Here is a 16,992-nt window from a genome sequence, read left to right as displayed (position 1 = left end):
TCAGGGTGGTCCGGTAGAGAGGGGGTGTGACGGTGACCAATCCTGCTCGGCCCGGCCACGGGGCCGCTTGGACGGTGGACGACCTCCAGAGTCTTCCGGAGGACGACCAGGTCTACGAGATCTTCGATGGGAGCCTGCTCGTGTCCCCCCATGCGGACGTCTTCCACGGCGCGGTCGCGAACCGCCTCCGCCGGCTCCTCGACCGGCAGGCCCCCACCGGCGTGCTCGTCGGTCAGGACATCGGGGTGAGCGCCAAACGCTCCTCCTACTTCGTGCCGGATCTCTTCGTCGCCCGCGAGAGCGCGGTGGACCGGGGCGGCGCGGCGCTCGACCCGGCCGACGTGCTCCTCGTCGTCGAGGTGATCTCGCCGAGCAACGCTGGCCGCGACCTGGTGCTCAAACGCCACGAGTACGCGGCTGCCGGCATCCCCCTCTACTGGCTGGTGGAGCCGCGAAAGCAGACCCTGACCGTGCTGGCGAACGGCGCGGGCGGTTACCGCGAGCAGGCACTGCTTTCGGTCGGTGAGGTCTACCGCACCGAGCAGCCGTTCCCCCTCGCCCTGACGCTCGCTGACATCTTCTGACCGGAGAACGTGAAGCGGGGCCGGTGGCAGTGCCACCGGCCCCGCTTCGCCGAACCGTCAGCGGGTCGGTACGACCAGCTCCACGGACATGCTGCCGCTGGCCGGGACGGAGAACAGCCCCAGCTTGCGGGTGCCGTCCGGCCGGGTCACCAGGTAGCGACCGTCGAACTGCTTCTCACCGAGCGAGGTGTTGTAGGTGAAGAAGATTCTTTGCGGTCCCTTGAGACGCATCCTGAACTGTCCGTCGGTCATCCAGCCGTTGCCCGCGATGTCGCCGGTGTCGGCGCTGCGGGCGATGACGAACCCACTGGTGAAGGGGGTGCCGTCGGGCGTACGGAAGGTGCCGGTCAGCTCGACGCCCTGGTCGAGTTGGACGTTGTGGGTGGCAGCCGCCCCGGCGGTGACCGTCACCGGCGTGGCGGTGAACCGGCTGGTCTTGTCGCCGGACCAAACACTTGCGTACGGGTTGGCGTTGACCACCAGCGGCCAGGCGTACGGGCCGAGCCGCTCAAGGGTGTAGACGCCGTGCTCGTCGGTGGTGGCGTCCTGGGCCCCGACCCCGGGGTGGCCGGTCAGCACCGACACGCCGGCGTTCGGCACCGGCTTGCCCGTCGGGTCGGTAACCGTGCCCGTGACCGTGCCGGCCCGGTCCAGCCTGACCTGCGGCCCGGTGACGACCTGGCCCGCGGTCGCGGTGACGGCGAGCGCCTCCCGCTCGTCGCCGGTGCCGCCGTTGGCGCCCACCCACTGGCGGCCGTAGGTGTCGCTGAGCGGCACCGCGAAGAGCTTGTAGCTGCCGGCGGTGAGCGGCCCGACCTGGATCCGGCCGTTGCGGTCGCTGCAGTCGCCGTAACCGTCCTGGAGCGAGGCCTGCTTGGGCAGGAACGTGTCCAGGCAGACGTCCGCCAGCGGCGCGCCGCTCTGCCTATCCACGATGGTGGTGCTGATGACCGCGCCGGGCCGCAGCTTCACGGTCAGCTTGGTGTCGCGGTTCGCCTTCACCTTCACCCCGGCCCGCTCGCGGGAGAAGTGAAGCCGGTCCGGTGTGTCCAGGTAGATGGTGTGGCCGCCCTGCGGCAGGCCGGTGACGGTCACCGTGCCGGTGCCCTTGCTGCACACCGACTGGGCGCAGAAGTTGGCGATGGGCGCGCCGGTGACCGAGTCGACCGCCTGCACGGTGACCGAACCGGTGCCGAGCAGGCTGTCCGTGATCCGGGTCTGCCGCCCGCCCCGCACCTCGACGTGGTCGGCTTCCTCGGAGGTCAACTTGCCGCGGTAGTACTGCTGCCGGTCACCGGCGTACAGGCCGACGATGTAGGAGCCCGGGAGTAGTTGCACGGAGAACTCACCGTTCGCGTCGGTATCCGTGTACGCCCCGCTGGAGTTGCCGGCGCTGACGACGACCTGGGCGTCGGCGAGGGGGGCACCGGTGGCGGTGGTGAACCGGCCGCTGAGGCCGCCCACCGGCAGCGCCGTCTCGTTGACCACGGTCGCCTCGTCCGCCTTCACCTCGAAGACGGTGGCGCTGTCCCGGTCGGTCTTTCCGGGTACGTACTGCACCTGGTAGGAGCCCTCGATCGGCTGGAAACTCAGGATGTAGCGGCCCGGTCGTGTGGTGAAGGTGAATCGACCCTGGTCGTCCGTGCGACCCCCGGACGCACCGTCCGTCTCGACCTCGCGGGCTTCGATGTACAGGTCCGGCACCGGGTCGCCCGCGGTGTTGACGAGCTGGCCGGTGATGGTGCCGGTGCCGAAGAGCTGATCGTCGGCCCTGGCGGTGCCACCGGCGGTGACGGTAACCGGGTTGGCGTCCCAGATCGTGGGGTGCTGGCGGTAGTACTGCCCAGGCTGCTCGAGGGGGAAGTAGCCCACCAGGTACGAGCCTGTGGGCAGCCCGGCGATGGTGTAGTTGCCGTCGGCGTCGGTGCTGGTGTTGTCGACGTAGTTGTAACTGTCGGCCTCGTAGACCTGCACCTGGACCTCGGCGGCGGCGGCACCGGTGCTGGTGGTCAGGCGTCCGCCGACCGCGCCGGTTGCCGCGGCCTGGGCCGGGGTGGCCCCGGGCAGCACGAGTGCCGCCACGACGGCACTGGCCAGGAGGGTGCGGTGAGCTGTGATTAGCTGCATCGATGTCCCCTTGTGAGGGTGGTGGGGCGGCCCCGAGCAGACTTCGCCCACACCGACCCTGCGCCCCGTACGGGAATCGGTATCCGAAGAATAGGTGGCCGGCGATGCCGTAGGAACTGCCCGACCGGCCACCGTCCGACGTGGATCAGGCATGACCTGGTGCTCACTCCAGGCCGACACGCTCCGGTCGGGCCGACGCGGAGCCGAGCCAGGTGTGCGGATTGCCGTACCAGCACCAGCCCAGCTTCGGTGCGCCCTGGCTGATCCAGAGCGCCGGCACCCGCTTGTCGCCGCACCGGGAACCGACAAGCGAGAAGCACCGGTTGCTCGCCAGCGCGGCCGGGTGCAGCGTGACGAAGGCGAGCCCCTCGTCGATGCTGAGCGGCAGCCGACCCTGGGCGGTCATCCCTTCCACGGCGGTGACCGGGGGCAGGTTGCGGAACTCCTCTCCCCGGTCGACGTCGAAGAGCAGGTACGCCGGCCCGGTCGGCACCTCCAACTCCTTGATCGGATCGAAGCGCGGCAGGTCGGCCTCGGCGTAGTTGCGGTCCAGGAAGCCGGGCTTGCGCTTGCCGGCCAGGGTGGTCAGCTCCAGCCGCTCCACCACCCCGATCAGGTCCCGAGTGATGACCAGCAGGAATGGCACCCGGGCGTCCGTCGAGGCGGGGAGGCCGGCGCTGCCCTCGACCGCCCTGACCCGCAAGGGTGCGACCAGGTCGCGGAACGCGGTCTCGGGCAGACCGGCCAGGGCGGGGTAACCCAATTGCACCAGTCGGTCGAGTTGGCGGTCGAACTCGGTCTCGGCGTCGAACGGAGTTTCGGTCACGGCGGCCTCCCGGAAGTCGTACGGCCTATCGTACAACGTACGGCGGTGGTCGTCCCATTCCCGGCTCAGCGACTCCAATCCTGCTTCGCGGCCCGGACCAGCTTGTCCTTCAGCTCCCTGGTGTGTCGCCGACTCACCGGCAGCTCGGTACCGTCGATCACCACGACATAGCCGGAGTTGACCAGCCGCAGCTCCGCGATCAGCTTCAACTGCACCAGATACGACCGGTGCACCCGGACGAAACCGGCATCGGCCCACCGCTCCGCCAGCGTGGCCAGCGAAACCCGCACCAGGTGTGACCCCTCCGCGGTGTGCAACCGGGCGTAGTCCCCCTGCGCCTCCACCCACCGCACCGCCGAGCGGGGCAGCATCCGGGTGGTGCCGGCCAGCTCGATGGGGATGGTCGGGTCCTCCTCCGCGCGGGCCAGCGCCGCCGGGTGCGACGGCACCACCCGGGAACCGATCACCCGGCGCAACGACTCGGCCAGCCGGTCGGCGCGGACCGGTTTACGTACGTAGTCGGTGGCACCCAGATCGAAGGCGTCCACCGCGCCGTCGTCGTACGCGGTGACGAAGACGATCGCCGGTGGCCGGGCGAACCGCCGCAGCACCCGGGCCAGCTCCATCCCGTCCAGCCCGGGCATCCGGATGTCCAGGAAGACCACGTCCACGTCACCGTCACGGAGCAGTCGCAGCGCCTCGGTCGCGTCCCCGGCCGTGTTCAGCCGAGCCACCCGGGGGTCGGCCCGCAGGTGGTACGCCAGCTCGTCGAGCGCGGGCGGCTCATCGTCCACCGCCAACACCCGGAGAAAGCCGGACGTGCTCACCGCGCCGCCCCGGTTCGCTCGCTGCGCCCGCTCACGACCACCCTGGTTCGCTCGCTGCGCCCGCTCACGACCCTGCCCGTACGCCAGCGTGGAACTTCGGGATCCGCATGCTCACCTTCGTGCCCGAGCCCAGCCCGGTCTCCACGACCAGGCCGAACCGGTCCCCGAAGACCGACCGGAGACGCTCGTCGACGTTGGAGAGGCCGACGTGCTGGCCCGTGTCGTCGCCCGGATCGCCGGTGCCGCGGGCCAGCTCGGCGATGCCGGCGGTCAGCGTGGTCGGGTCCATTCCCACTCCGTCGTCCTCCACCGTGATGTGGCATTCGGCACCCGCGTCCCGGGCCTCGATGCTCACCATGCCCGTGCCCGGCTTGCGGGACAACCCGTGGCGGACGGCGTTCTCCACCAGTGGCTGCAGGCAGAGGAACGGCAGCATCACCGGCAGCACCTCCGGGGCGATCTGCAACCGCACCTGCAACCGGTCGCCGAACCGGGCCCGTTCGATGGTCAGGTACCGGTCGATCGACCGCAGCTCCTCGGCGAGCGTGGTGAACTCCCCGTGCGCCCGGAACGAGTACCGGGTGAACTCCGCGAACTCCAGGATCAGCTCCCGGGCCCGCTCCGGATCGGTGCGGACGAACGAGCCGATCGCGGTCAGCGCGTTGTAGATGAAATGCGGGCTGATCTGCGCCCGCAACGCCCGGACCTCGGCCCGGGCCAGCCGCTCCCGCGACGAGTCGAGCTCGGCCAGGGCAAGCTGGTTGCCGGCCCAGTGCGCGGTCTCCAGGGTGGCCTGCACCAAGCCTGGGGCCGGCGGGCTGTCGGCGATGGCGACGAGCGCGCCAACCACCCGACCGTCCGCCCCCTGCAGCGGCGCGACCACCGCCCCTCGGATCGGGCAGTCGACCCGGTCGCAGTGCAGCTCCTGCTCACCGAGCACCGTCGAGCGGCCGGTGTCCACCGTCCGCCGGGCGGCCGAGAGCAGCTGCTCGCCGTGGTGGGTGCCGCGCCCGTCGAGGGCCAGCACCCGGTCGGCGTCGGTGAGCGCCAGCCCGGCCGCGCCAACCAGGGCCCGCAGATGACGTACGGCCTTCGCCGCCCCCGCCTCGCTCAGCCCCGCCCGCAGCGGCTCGGCGGCCAGGCCGGCGGTGTGCAGCACCTCGTAGGTGGCCCGCTGGGTAGCGGTGGCGATGCCCCGGCGGGCCCGTAGCCGCAGCACCGCCAACAGGGCAGCGGTCAGCGCGGTGACGAGTGATACGACACCGACCACGGCGGAGAGGTTGGCACCCACGCAGCGATCCTTGCCGTTGCGAGCCGGCGCGCCAACCCCCTAGTACGCGCCCTTGCGGGCGAGCACCACCCCGACGGTGCGCCACAGGATGCTCAGGTCGTACGCCAACGACCAGTTGTCGACGTAGTAGAGGTCCAGGCGGACCGACTCGTCCCAGGACAGGTCGGAACGGCCGGACACCTGCCACAGGCCGGTCATGCCGGGGCGGACGAGCAGCCGACGGCGCACATCACCCAGGAAGTCGCCGTCGTCGGCCGGCAGCGGGCGCGGCCCGACCAACGACATCTCGCCCCAGAGCACGTTGATCAGCTGCGGCAGCTCGTCCAGCGACGAGGCCCGCAGGAAGCCGCCCACCGGGAAGACCCGGGGGTCCTGCTTCATCTTGAACAGCATGCCGTCGGTCTCGTTCCGGTCGACCAGGCTGGCCAGTCGGTCCTCGGCGTCGACGTACATGGTCCGGAACTTCCACACCCGGAACGTGCGCCCCTCATGCCCCACCCGAGGCTGGCGGAAGAAGACCGGCCCGCGGTCGGAGATCTGGATCGCCACGGCGATGACCAGGAAGAGCGGGATCAGCAGCAACAGGCCGAGGCCGGCGGCCACCCGGTCCATCAGGTTCTTGGCCAGCAGCGCCGGCCCGGAGAGGGTCGGCTCCTCGACGTACAGCAGCGGCAGGCCCTCGATCGGCCGGATGTGCACCCGAGGGCCGGCGATGTCGGTGAGCTGTGGGGCGACCACCAGGTCGACGCCGGAGCCTTCGAGCTGCCAGGCCAGCCGGCGCAGCTCACCGGGCTCGGCGCTGGCGGACCCGCAGACGGCGATGGTGTCCCCGCCGACCTCACGGACCAGGGCCAGGACGTCCCGCCCGGCGTACACCGGCACCGGGGTCGGCATTCCCCGGGCCGCCGCGTAGCCGTCGGTGATGTGGATGGCGACGGGCACCAGCCCGGCGTTCGGGTTGCGGGTGACCGCCGCGTAGACCTCCAGGCACTCCGGCAGGGTGCCGACCAGCACCATCCGATGCGCGGCCTGACCGGCCCGCCGACGGATGTAGTGCAGCGCCCAACGGGCCACGAAACGGCACCAGAGGATCAGCAGAAGCGCCCCGAGCAGCGCCGTGCCCACCGTCCACCGGGACGGCGCGGTCTTGGTGGAGAAGACGAGGAAGGAGAGGGTGGCGGTGACTGTCACCGCGCCCCGGATCACGCGTTTGAACTCGTCGGGCCCGAGGCCCAGGTAGCGCCGGTCGTAGGCCCGGTTGCTCCAGAGGATGACCACCCACCCGAGCGGGAGCAGCAGGTAGGAGACGGTGTGGAACCAGGTGAGGTCCTTGTGCGTTCCGGAGAAGCCGGACGGCGCCTGGTCGAAGAGCTGGATCGCGATCCAACTGGCGAACGCGGCCGCGGCGAAATCGAGGAACAACAGGATCGCGATGTAGGGCCGGTGCCAGCGGGAGACACGACGTCGCGCCCTGGTCCACGCCGACCGAGGGACGCCGTTGTGTGACGGCGGCGTCGGCGGCTGGATCTCAAAGCTGTCCACGTGCCGCACGAGTTTGCTCCGGCCTTCGTCGGTTACCGGGCGCTGGAGGCTTGCCGTCACCTCACCCATGTCCTCCCGCATGACACGGGCCGCTCACTCGGCGTGAGGGCCCGGGTCGCCCACCGTCCCAGTCTCCCACGCGGGCTCCGACCGGTCGCCGCCCGAAGGAGATTGGCGACCGATGGTGCCGGCGGGATCTGGCCGGCTCCGCACCATTTCAGAAGCCGGGGACCGGGCCACTATACCGATGGATGCGCGCGAGGCGAGAGCGGCGGACCGGAGCTTCCGCTCAGTCGGGCCGATTCCGCTCCGTAGTCGACGAGTGGAATTACTCACCGTACGAGGCGGGACAACCGTCGGTCAGCGAGGGGTTTTCCACCGGTCTGGCACGTTGGGCAGTACTGAAGGCTGGAATCGGCGAACGAAACCTCGCGCACCGTGTCTCCGCAGACCGGGCAGGGCAGCCCCGTGCGGGCGTGCACCTTCAACCCGGAGCGCTTCTCGCCCTTCAGCTCCGCCGCCCGCTGACCCAGAGACCGCTCGACGGCGTCGCCGAGGACCTGCCGCGTGGCCGCGTGCAGGGTGGCCATCTGGTCGTCGGTGAGCCGGTCGGTGATCGCGAACGGGGACAGCTTCGCGGCGTGCAAGATCTCATCGGAGTACGCGTTGCCCACCCCGGACAGCACCGACTGATCGGTCAGCACCCCCTTGACCTGCCCCCGCCGGCTACGCAGCCGCTCGGCGAAGGTGGGCAGGTCGGCCGCGAGCGCGTCCGGGCCCAACTTGGCCACTCCGGGCACCGCCGTCAGGTCGGTGACCAGGTACGCGGCCAACTTCTTCTGGGTGCCGGCCTCGGTCAGGTCGAAGCCGGAGCCGTCGTCCAGGCGTACGCGCACCGCGATCGGGCCCTTGCCCGGGCGCAGCGGGGTGGTGGCGGGAAACGCCTCCCGGTAGTGCAGCCAACCCGCCCGGGCCAGGTGCACCACCAGGTGCAGGTCGCCCTCGAAGAGCACGTCGAGGAACTTGCCGTGGCGGCCGGCGTCGATCACGGCCCGACCGGCGACTGCGGTAGGTGCCGGTTCGTACGTCTTCAGGGCGCTGATCGCGGCGATCTCCAGCCGATCGACGCGCCGCCCCACCGCGCGCTGTCGCAGGTAACCCGCGAGCGCCTCAACCTCCGGTAGTTCGGGCACCAGCCAACGGTAGCCTTCTTTCCCGTGAGCGTGAGGAATGAGCTCGCGACTCCCCGCCGCGAGCGCGAGGAGTGAGCTTGCGAGCCCCACAGTCGCGAGCAACAGTCGGCACAGCCGCGAACGAAGGGCAAGCTCCGTGAAAATCGTGGTGGCGCACAACCGGTACCGGGAAGCTCAGCCCTCCGGCGAGAACACGATCGTCGACGCGGAGATCGCTCAGCTCACCGCCGCTGGCGTCGAGGTGCTTCCCTTCATCCGGAGTTCCGACGAGATCCCGTCGATGTCGAAGGCGGCGAAGGCGCTGCTGCCGATCTCCCCGATCTGGGCGCCGCGTGCCCAGCACGACCTGAGCCGGCTGCTCACCGAGCATCGACCGGACGTTCTGCACCTGCACAATCCGTACCCTCTGCTGTCGCCCTGGGTGGTTCGGACCGCGCACCGTCACGGCGTGCCGGTGGTGCAGACGGTGCACAACTACCGGCAGGTCTGCTCGTCGGGGATCTACTTCCGGGACGGCGTGATCTGTCAGGACTGCAAGGGCCGGGCGCTGGGCGTGCCGGCGATCAAGCACCGCTGCTACCGCGACTCGGCGGCGCAGAGCGCGTTGATGGCGACCACGCTGGCCGTGCACCGGGGCACCTGGCGCTCGGTGGATCGGTACGTCGCGCTCACCTCGGCAATCGCCGATCACCTCCACGATTACGGCATTCCGGACGAACGCGTCGTGGTGAAGCCGAACTCGGTGCCCGACCCGGGTCGGCCGACCCCGCTCGGTGATGGGTTCCTCTACATGGCCCGGCTCTCCCCGGAGAAGGGCGTCGACCTGCTGCTGGACGCCTGGCGTCGACACCCGGTGGGTGCGCTGGGCACGTTGCGCATGGCGGGCGACGGCGAGCTGCGCCCGCTCGTGGAGGCGGCCGCCGCCGAGCGACCCGACGTGGTCTACCTCGGTCAGCTCGACCGGGCCGGTGTGCGGGCGGCGGTCGAGGCGAGCGCGGTGGTGATCGCCGCCTCCATGTGGCACGACGTGCTGCCGACCGTGATCATCGAGGCGCTGGCGAGCGGCCGGCCGGTGCTCGGCACGGCGTTGGGCGGCATTCCGTACCTGCTCGGAGCGGATGCCCCGCACGAACCAGCCGGCACCGGCCCAGCCGAGGTCGCCTCCGCGGTCGCCGGGGGTGGCGGGCCGCCCATGCCCGCGGGGATCGGCCTGGGCGAGGCCGGGTGGGTGGTCGCGCCGGAGCCGGCCGCGCTCGCAGCCGCCCTGCCGGTCGCCCGCGCTGGTGCGGCCGGGCTGGCTCTGGCGGCCCGCGCCCGCTACGAGCGCATGTTCCACCCCGACGTCGTCACCAAGCAGCTCATCGACATCTACGCGGGCATGGCCCGCACCCCAAGCCGCGCCTGAACCGCCCGCCCTTGCCCGCGCTGATCTTGCGAGGGTGCAGCGGGGCTCGGGTGACCGGTCAGCGGAGCGAGGCGCGAGCGGAGAAGGCGATGCTGGCGAGCAGGAAGCCGCCGTTGACGAGGGTGAACGCGACCATCACCCAGAGGACCAGCGCGGGGGCCACGGCCAGCACCAGGGCGGCCACGAAGATCACCGCGCCGTAGTCCCGGATCAACTTGACCAGGCGGACCGGTAGCGAGGTCGAGGTGACCATGCTGGCCGCGTTCGGGCCGGCCTGCATCACCGAGGTGACCAGGTTGACCATCCAGGTGCCCGCGAAGGTCGCCACCAGCCAGGTCGGGGTGGACGGTTCCTGCGCCACGGAGGTGGCGGCCAGCGCGGCCACCAGGGCGATCTGCGCGGCCACGTCGCAGAGCACGTCGACGCGGGCGCCGGCCGCGCTGCCCTGGCCGGTCACCCGGGCGAGCTGCCCGTCGGCGCAGTCCAGGGAGTACGCCACCTGCCAGCCGATCAGGGCGAGCAGGCCGACCACCCAGGCCGGTATGTCGCCGTCGGCGACCGGCCCGGCGAGCGCCACGACGGTGACCGAGGTGGCCAGCCCGAGCACCAGGTTGGTGATGGTCAACGCGGTCGGACGCAGCCCGAGGCGTTGCGCGACCAGCGCGAACACGGCCCCCAGCCACTGGCTGATCGACTCGCTGAACAGGCCGCCGCCCCGGTTCACCCGGTGGAAGTCGGCGACTGAGGGACGGGGGTCAGCCAAGCTGGTCGCGGATTGCACCGGCGTAGTCTGCCAGCCGCTCCCGCGTCTCGGTAGGCGACAAGGCCAGGTGCTCGAGGATCGTGTACCGGTCCGGTCGGGTACGCGGCGCGAACTGCACCGCCTCGATGAACTGGTCGTCGGTGAGCGCCACCTCGGCGGGGAGCCGGGGCAGACCGTGTCGGGCCAGGCAGGCCGACATCTCCCCGAAGCGGCGCAGGTCGCCGCGCAGCCAGGTGCAGAACAGCGCACCCAGCCCGGCCAGTTCGCCGTGCGAGGCGGTGCCCGGAAAGAGCGCGTCGACCGCGTGCATGATCTCGTGGCAGCCGCCGCTGGACGGGCGGCTGGTGCCGCAGACCGCCATGGCCAGGCCGCTGGAGATCAACGCCTCGGCGAGGACGATCACGAAGGCGTCGTCGCTCATGTCGCCCGGGTGGTTGAGCACCGCCTCGGCGCCCGCCCGGGCGAGCGACGCGGCCAGCCCGTCGACGGGTTCGCCGCGTACCTGCCGGGACAGCTCCCAGTCGGCCAGCGCGCTGATGTTGCTGATCACGTCGCCGATGCCGGCCCGGTTGTGCCGGTCCGGGCCGCTCTCCACGAAGTCCAGGTCGACGATCACCCCGATCGGGATGTGGACCCCGTAGGAGCCCTTGATCCCGTCGGTGATCAGGCTGGCCACCGGGGAGGCGATCCCGTCGTTGGCGAGGCTGGTCGCCACCGACACCATCGGGAGGCCCCGACGGGTCGCCGCGTACTTGGCCACGTCGATGGTCTTGCCGCCGCCGATGCCGACGACCGCGTCGTACGACCGGGCGCGGAGTTTGCCGCCCAGGTCGTCGGCGGCGTCCAGGGTCGCCCCGGCGACGGTGAACACGTCCGCCGAGCGCAGCGACGGTCGGATCAGCTCCGCGATCTGCGCGCCCTGACCCGGACCGACCACCACCGCGACGTCGCCCCCGGAGGAGATCCGCCCGTCGGCCAGGATCGCGCCCAGGTCGGCGACCGCCCCGCGTCGTACGTCGATGTGCAGCGGGGTGAGGACGCTGCGAGCTAGTAGCGGCACGCGATCTCCCGCGCGCGGGCCAGGTCGGCGTGGTTGTCGACCTCGACCCATGGGACGTCACCGATCGGCGCCGCCCGCACCTCCCCGCCCCGGTCGGCGAACTCCTGGTAGCCGTCCTCGTAGTAGAGGTTCGGGTCACGCCGCCAGGTCGCCTCCAGGGCGTCGGCGAGCGCGTCGGCGACCTGTGGCTCGATGAGCGTGGCGCCGATGTACTCCCCGTACGCCTCGCCCGGGTCCATGATCTTGGTGATGCGGGTGAGCTGGCCGGCGGCGTCGAAGGTGGTCTTCATCTCCTCCTCGGCCAGCGGCTTGAGGGTGTCCACCGCGAGCAGGATGCCCGGGCCACGCTCGGCCAGCAGGGTCTTCTCGATGCTCACCGGGTGCACGGTGTCCCCGTTGACCAGCAGCACCCCGCGCGCGAAGTACTCCCGGGCCAGCCAGAGCGAGTAGGCGTTGTTCCACTCCTCGGCCTTGTCGTTGTGGACGAGGGTGAGCGTGACCCCGTACTTCTTCTCCAGGTCGGCCTGCCGCTCGCGGACCGCGTCCGCGGCGTAGCCGACCACGATCACGATGTCGGTGAGCCCGACCTCGGCGAGGTTGCCCAGCGCGATGTCCAGGATCGTGATCTCGCCGTCCACCGGCACCAACGCCTTGGGCAGGGTGTCGGTGTACGGGCGCAGCCGCCGTCCCGCTCCGGCCGCGAGCACCATTCCGATCATCGCGACATCCTCCCTAGTCCTGCTCCCCGTCACCGCTGGAGGATAGCGCCGGTTGGCCGGGCCCCTCCGGTCAACCGGGTCAGCCGGGGAGGGCTGCCAGGTCGGCGAGCATGGTCAGCCGTTCGTCCGCGCCGAGCGCGGCGTACGGTCCGGCCGCCCGGCGGTCCGTCTCCAACTCGATGGCGAACCGCTCGGGGCCGGGCGGTAGGGCGGCGATGCTCGACGCGGTGTGCCCGGCGGCGGTCCAGGCGGCGGCGTGCGCGTCGGCCCGGTGGTATCGCAGCGTGCCGAGCCGGTTGAGCAGCAGCACGCCGGATCCGGTGCCGTCCGGCTCGTACGGGGGCGCCAGCGCGGTGAACGCGGAGCCGGTCTGGTCGCCCTCCTCGTCGGCCAACACCAGGGCGTACGCCAGCACCCGGCCGAGCGCCGCCACCAGCCGCAGTACTCGCTCGTCCTGCCCGGCCCACAGCTCCTCGGTGACCTCGGCGTGCACCTGGTACAGCTCGGTGAGGAAAGCGGCACCCCGTTCGGTGGCGGAGAGTCCACCGTTCGGGTGCCGGTGGAGCATGCCGTACGCCACCTGCTTGTCCACGATCCGGCGGCTGACGAGCGGATCGCCGTACCGGGTGATCGCCGCGAATCCCGGTCCGTCGACCGTGCCGCCCGGTGCGGCCAGCCGGGTGCGCAGGTCCACCAGGAAGCCGGTTGCGGCCACTCCGCCGTACCGCTGGCTCAGTTCGGCGCCGCCACCGTCGCGGCCGGCCAGCATGCCGGCGCGGAAGACCCGGTCCACGGCCGGGGCGAGCAGCCCGGCGATGCGGTGCGGCACCAGCTCGACGGTGTGCACGGACCGATCGACGATCAGCGGACCGGCGCTGCGCAGAGGCTCGGTGGACACCGTCCGACAGTAGCGAGCGCCCGCTGCAACTGCGATGCCGCTCTTGTCCCGGAAACATCCACGGACCACCATGTCCGTACCGAATGCCACCGTCCCGAAGGAGTGATGGGTGATGCAGGTACGGGATGCCATGTCCAGCGAGGTCCTCGTCGTCGGTCCGGAGCACACGCTTCGCCAGGCGGCCCGGATGATGTCGGCCCGCGGTGTCGGGTCGGCGGTCGTGATCGACCCGGATTCCGAGGGGGTCGGGATCATGACCGAACGTGACGTGTTGAAGGCCATCGGCGCTGGCCTCGACTGCGACGTGGAACGCACCGGCGCCCACCTGACATGGGACGTGGTCTACGCGGGCCCGGAGTGGACGGTGGCCGAGGCTGCCGCCGCGATGGCCCGGGGCGGGTTCCGGCACCTGGTGGTGCTGGACGGCCGGGAGGTGGCCGGGGTGATCTCGGTCCGGGACATCATGCGGGTCTGGGCGGAGAGCCAGGCAGCCACCGTCCCCACCTGATCAGGCGGGCGGATTCCCGGTGGGCGCAGGTGTGCCGGGCCGAATAGACGGGTAGGGATCCCTTGCGGGCGCGGAGATGCCGTGGTTCGCAAGGGAGGGCCCGATGCGTGACGCGGAGCGCCTGGTCGAGCAGCAGTACGCCATGCTCCTGAGTCGGGACGTGGCCCGCCTACCGGATCTCTACGCCCCGGAGGCGTTCTACGCCATGCCGGGTGTGACGGTCCGTCCGATCGAGCTGCCCGCGCTCCTGCGCACCTGGACCGGTGCTTTTCCGGACCTACGGGTCGACCCGATCGGCGCGGTCCGCACGGGTGGAGGCGCGGCGGTCGAGCTGCGCCTGACCGGCACCCACACCGGCACGCTGCATTCGCCGTACGGCACCGTCGCGCCCACCGGCCGGACGGTGACCTGGGAGGTGGCCGACGTGGTCCGGGCCCGCAAGGGCCGGATCGTCGCCTGGCGCTCCTACTTCGACTGGAGCCAGCTCCTCGACGCGCTCGGCGTGCAGCTGGAGGGACTTTCCCGGGCTGCGCAGCACGACGCGCTCGCCCTTCCGGTCTGATCTGTCGCCGACCGGTGGAGTGGGGTCACCCGACCCGGTGGCTCAGGATGCGGACATCGCCGTGCCGTCCGCGCGTCCCCCGCTGCCGCCCGTACGCTCAACATCCATGACCGCCGAGCAGTTGATCTCCTTTGCCCGTGGGGCTCCCTCGCTGGACATCGTCGATGTCGAGGGGCTCAAGGCCGCCGCCGTCCGTGCCTTCGACGCCGACCCTGCGGGGGTCACGGCGTATGGCACCTCCGTCGGTTACCTTCCGCTGCGAAAGTGGATCGCCGAGAAGCACGGAGTCCAGGCCGACCAGGTGCTGGTCACCAACGGATCACTCCAGGCCGACGCGTTCCTCTTCGAGCACCTGGTCCGTCCGGGCGACGCGGTGGTGGTGGAACGCCCGACGTACGACCGGACGCTGCTCAACCTCCAGCGGATGGGCAGTGAGTTGCACGGCATCTCGGTCCAGCCGGATGGCCTCGACACCGCCGAGCTGCGCAAGCTGCTGGAGTCCGGGGTTCGACCCCGGCTCGCCCACGTCATTCCGAACTACCAGAACCCGGCCGGCATGACGCTCTCCCTGGAGAAGCGTCGAGAGTTGCTCGACCTTGCCGCCGAGTACGAGTTCATCATTTTCGAGGACGACCCGTACGCGGACATCCGCTTCCGCGGTGAGGCGCTGCCGTCGATGCTCTCGCTGGACACCCGCAACGTGGTGGTGCACGCGTCGAGCTTCACCAAGACGGTCTGCCCGGGTGTGCGGGTCGGGTATCTGGTCGGTTCGGCGGATCTGATCGCCGACATCGCCAAGAACGCGACAAGCCTCTACATCTCGCCCGGGATGGTGTCCCAGGCGATCGTGCACCAGTTCTGCGTCTCCGGCGACATCGACCGCTCGATCGAGACGGTACGTGCGGCGCTGGGCGAGCGAGCCCGGGTGCTCGCCGAGTCGTTGCGCAGGCACCTGCCGCAGGCCCGGTTCGTGGAGCCCGACGGCGGCTACTTCCTCTGGGTGGAGTTCCCCGAGGATGTGCTGGTCGACCGGCTCGCCCCGGCGGCGGCCGAGCGCGGGGTCGCCGTGGTCAAGGGCAGCGACTTCGTGCTGGACGGCGGGCGGCACGCCCTGCGACTGGCCTTCTCGGCGGTGACCGTCGATCGGATCGACGAGGGCGTCCGTCGGCTCGCGGAGGCCGTCGAGGCTGTCCGCAGCTGAGGCAACTGTCGGGTTCCCGACAGAACGACGATGCCGGCCGTCCCGGGACTCCCGTCCGGGCGGCCGGCGGCTCACAATGCTGCGAGCGTCACCCGTCAGACGTAGCGGAGATCACCGCCGACGTTCGGGCCGGCTGCGGCCCGGGTGATGCGGCAGCACAACCTCCCGCCCCCACTGGCGCCGGGTGGGCCGTGTCGTCCCCGCACCCCCCCGATGCGGCCCGGCCCGCCCGGCGCCGCCCCAAGGGGGCCCTGGGCGACCGCCGTCACACGTTTCCTCGACCGCCGTCGGCGTAGCCTGCAAGCCGCAGCTGAGCGTGGGAGGTGACGCGATGACGGATCGGACAGAGCGGGACCGGACGGCACCGTCTGCCACCGGTCGGGTGCTGCGACCTCGGGCGTGGCCGTCCCCGGTCCGGGCGATGACCCGGATGCTCAACGCCGACGGCTCGCCCCCCGTGCCGACCCCCACCGGCACCGGCCGCAGCGCCGTGGTCGACTGCGCGCTCTACGTCGACGGCAAGCGGCAACCCGGCGACTGGACGTACGCGGACGCGCTGGCCGCTGCCCGTCGTGAGGAGCACGGCTTCGTCTGGATCGGTCTGCACGAGCCGGAGCTGGCCGAGATGACCGCCATCGCGGAGACCTACGGCCTGCACGAGCTCGCCGTCGAGGACGCGGTGAAGGCCGAGCAGCGCCCCAAGCTGGAGCGGTTCGGCGACGTCGTCTTCCTGGTGCTGCGCACCGCCCGGTACTGCGAGCACGCCGAGCTGACCGAGAACTCCGAGGTCGTGGAGACCGGGCAGGTGATGCTCTTCATCGGCCCGAACTTCGTGATCAGTGTCCGGCACGGGGACGCCTGCCGGCTCGCCCCGATCCGTGCCGATCTGGAGACCAAGCAGGAGTTGCTGCTCCAGGGCCCGTGGGCGGTGGCGTACGGGGTGACCGACCGGGTGGTCGACCTCTACCTGGAGGTCGCCGAGCAGATCGAGGACGACCTGGACGTGCTGGAGGCGGAGGTCTTCGACCGCCACGGCCACGGGCGGATCCAGCGGATCTATCAGATGAAGCGGGAGTTGGTGGAGTTCAAGCGGGCGGTGGTGCCGTTGCAGCGGCCGCTGATGACGCTGACTTCCCAGGTCAACCGCGAGGTGCCCAAGGAGATCCGGCGCTATTTCCGGGACGTCCAGGATCACCTGAGCCGCACCGTGGAGCAGGTGAACTCCTACGACGACCTGCTGAACTCGATCCTCCAGGCGCGGTTGGCCCAGGTCACCGTCGACCAGAACAACGACATGCGCAAGATCGCCGCTTGGGCGGCCATCGCGGCGGTCTGGACCTCCATCGCCGGCGTCGAGGGGATGAACTTCGACAACATGCCCGAGCTGAAGATGACGTACGGCTACCCGGTGGCCCTCGCCCTCATGCTCGGCGTCTCGCTGGCCCTCTACCGCTGGTTCCGCCGCAACGGCTGGCTCTGACCGCGA

The 16,992-nt window shown here is 71.0% G+C and carries 16 protein-coding genes; 6 read left to right on the top strand and 10 right to left on the bottom strand.

The window, feature by feature from the left end; translation table 11 throughout:
• Nucleotides 1–32 precede the first annotated feature (32 nt).
• Nucleotides 33–584, top strand: a complete 552-nt coding sequence (locus JOD64_RS13765) for a Uma2 family endonuclease (RefSeq protein WP_204942596.1) — start codon at nucleotides 33–35, stop codon at nucleotides 582–584.
• A gap of 57 nt (nucleotides 585–641) precedes the next feature.
• Here the strand turns inward: JOD64_RS13765 and JOD64_RS13760 are convergent, their stop codons facing one another.
• From JOD64_RS13760 to JOD64_RS13735, 6 genes are all read right to left on the bottom strand, one after another.
• The gene (locus tag JOD64_RS13760; RefSeq protein ID WP_204942595.1) at nucleotides 642–2,711 is read right to left on the bottom strand and encodes a carboxypeptidase-like regulatory domain-containing protein; all 2,070 of its coding nucleotides are present in this window, start codon (nucleotides 2,709–2,711) and stop codon (nucleotides 642–644) included.
• 163 nt (nucleotides 2,712–2,874) lie between these two features.
• Complete coding sequence (locus JOD64_RS13755; RefSeq protein ID WP_307813380.1) at nucleotides 2,875–3,537, bottom strand: DUF5701 family protein; 663 nt, start codon at nucleotides 3,535–3,537, stop codon at nucleotides 2,875–2,877.
• Between the two features lie 65 nt (nucleotides 3,538–3,602).
• Nucleotides 3,603–4,364 carry a LytR/AlgR family response regulator transcription factor gene (locus JOD64_RS13750; RefSeq protein WP_204942593.1) on the bottom strand — a complete coding sequence of 254 codons (762 nt, stop codon included), beginning with the start codon at nucleotides 4,362–4,364 and terminating at the stop codon, nucleotides 3,603–3,605.
• 64 nt (nucleotides 4,365–4,428) lie between these two features.
• Complete coding sequence (locus tag JOD64_RS13745; RefSeq protein WP_204942592.1) at nucleotides 4,429–5,655, bottom strand: sensor histidine kinase; 1,227 nt, start codon at nucleotides 5,653–5,655, stop codon at nucleotides 4,429–4,431.
• A gap of 39 nt (nucleotides 5,656–5,694) precedes the next feature.
• A complete protein-coding gene (locus JOD64_RS13740) occupies nucleotides 5,695–7,266 on the bottom strand; it encodes a sugar transferase (protein WP_204946051.1) in 1,572 nt (523 codons plus the stop codon).
• A gap of 263 nt (nucleotides 7,267–7,529) precedes the next feature.
• Nucleotides 7,530–8,390 carry an Fpg/Nei family DNA glycosylase gene (locus tag JOD64_RS13735; RefSeq protein WP_204942591.1) on the bottom strand — a complete coding sequence of 287 codons (861 nt, stop codon included), beginning with the start codon at nucleotides 8,388–8,390 and terminating at the stop codon, nucleotides 7,530–7,532.
• Nucleotides 8,391–8,526: 136 nt separating this feature from the next.
• Here JOD64_RS13735 and JOD64_RS13730 point away from each other — a divergent pair, with 136 nt between their 5' ends.
• Nucleotides 8,527–9,795, top strand: coding sequence for a glycosyltransferase (locus JOD64_RS13730; RefSeq protein WP_204942590.1), 1,269 nt, complete (start codon nucleotides 8,527–8,529; stop codon nucleotides 9,793–9,795).
• A 58-nt stretch (nucleotides 9,796–9,853) separates the two neighbouring features.
• Here JOD64_RS13730 and JOD64_RS13725 read toward each other — a convergent pair whose 3' ends face one another.
• From JOD64_RS13725 to JOD64_RS13710, 4 genes are all read right to left on the bottom strand, one after another.
• A complete protein-coding gene (locus JOD64_RS13725) occupies nucleotides 9,854–10,576 on the bottom strand; it encodes a CDP-alcohol phosphatidyltransferase family protein (protein ID WP_204942589.1) in 723 nt (240 codons plus the stop codon).
• Complete coding sequence (locus JOD64_RS13720; RefSeq protein WP_204942588.1) at nucleotides 10,551–11,618, bottom strand: iron-containing alcohol dehydrogenase family protein; 1,068 nt, start codon at nucleotides 11,616–11,618, stop codon at nucleotides 10,551–10,553. The genes JOD64_RS13725 and JOD64_RS13720 overlap by 26 nt, the downstream gene beginning before the upstream one ends.
• Nucleotides 11,606–12,337: a phosphocholine cytidylyltransferase family protein gene (locus tag JOD64_RS13715; protein ID WP_204942587.1), complete on the bottom strand. Its 732-nt coding sequence runs from the start codon at nucleotides 12,335–12,337 to the stop codon at nucleotides 11,606–11,608. Before JOD64_RS13715 ends, JOD64_RS13720 begins: the two co-directional genes overlap by 13 nt.
• Nucleotides 12,338–12,416: 79 nt before the next feature.
• On the bottom strand, nucleotides 12,417–13,235 hold the full coding sequence (locus JOD64_RS13710) for a hypothetical protein (RefSeq protein ID WP_307813378.1): 819 nt from the start codon (nucleotides 13,233–13,235) through the stop codon (nucleotides 12,417–12,419).
• A gap of 112 nt (nucleotides 13,236–13,347) precedes the next feature.
• Between JOD64_RS13710 and JOD64_RS13705 the strand changes: the two genes are divergently transcribed.
• The 4 genes from JOD64_RS13705 to corA all read left to right on the top strand — a co-directional run bounded on the left by JOD64_RS13705 (nucleotide 13,348) and on the right by corA (nucleotide 16,986).
• Nucleotides 13,348–13,743, top strand: a complete 396-nt coding sequence (locus JOD64_RS13705; RefSeq protein WP_204942586.1) for a CBS domain-containing protein — start codon at nucleotides 13,348–13,350, stop codon at nucleotides 13,741–13,743.
• A 103-nt stretch (nucleotides 13,744–13,846) separates the two neighbouring features.
• Complete coding sequence (locus tag JOD64_RS13700; RefSeq protein WP_204942585.1) at nucleotides 13,847–14,305, top strand: ester cyclase; 459 nt, start codon at nucleotides 13,847–13,849, stop codon at nucleotides 14,303–14,305.
• A 106-nt stretch (nucleotides 14,306–14,411) separates the two neighbouring features.
• The gene (locus tag JOD64_RS13695; RefSeq protein ID WP_204942584.1) at nucleotides 14,412–15,506 is read left to right on the top strand and encodes an aminotransferase-like domain-containing protein; all 1,095 of its coding nucleotides are present in this window, start codon (nucleotides 14,412–14,414) and stop codon (nucleotides 15,504–15,506) included.
• A gap of 331 nt (nucleotides 15,507–15,837) precedes the next feature.
• Nucleotides 15,838–16,986 carry a magnesium/cobalt transporter CorA gene (gene corA / locus JOD64_RS13690; protein ID WP_204942583.1) on the top strand — a complete coding sequence of 383 codons (1,149 nt, stop codon included), beginning with the start codon at nucleotides 15,838–15,840 and terminating at the stop codon, nucleotides 16,984–16,986.
• Nucleotides 16,987–16,992: the final 6 nt, after the last annotated feature.

This window comes from Micromonospora luteifusca (genome assembly GCF_016907275.1).
GTDB lineage: Bacteria > Actinomycetota > Actinomycetes > Mycobacteriales > Micromonosporaceae > Micromonospora > Micromonospora luteifusca.
Note: the sequence above shows the minus strand (reverse complement) of the source record. Positions and strands in the feature narration are given on the sequence as shown.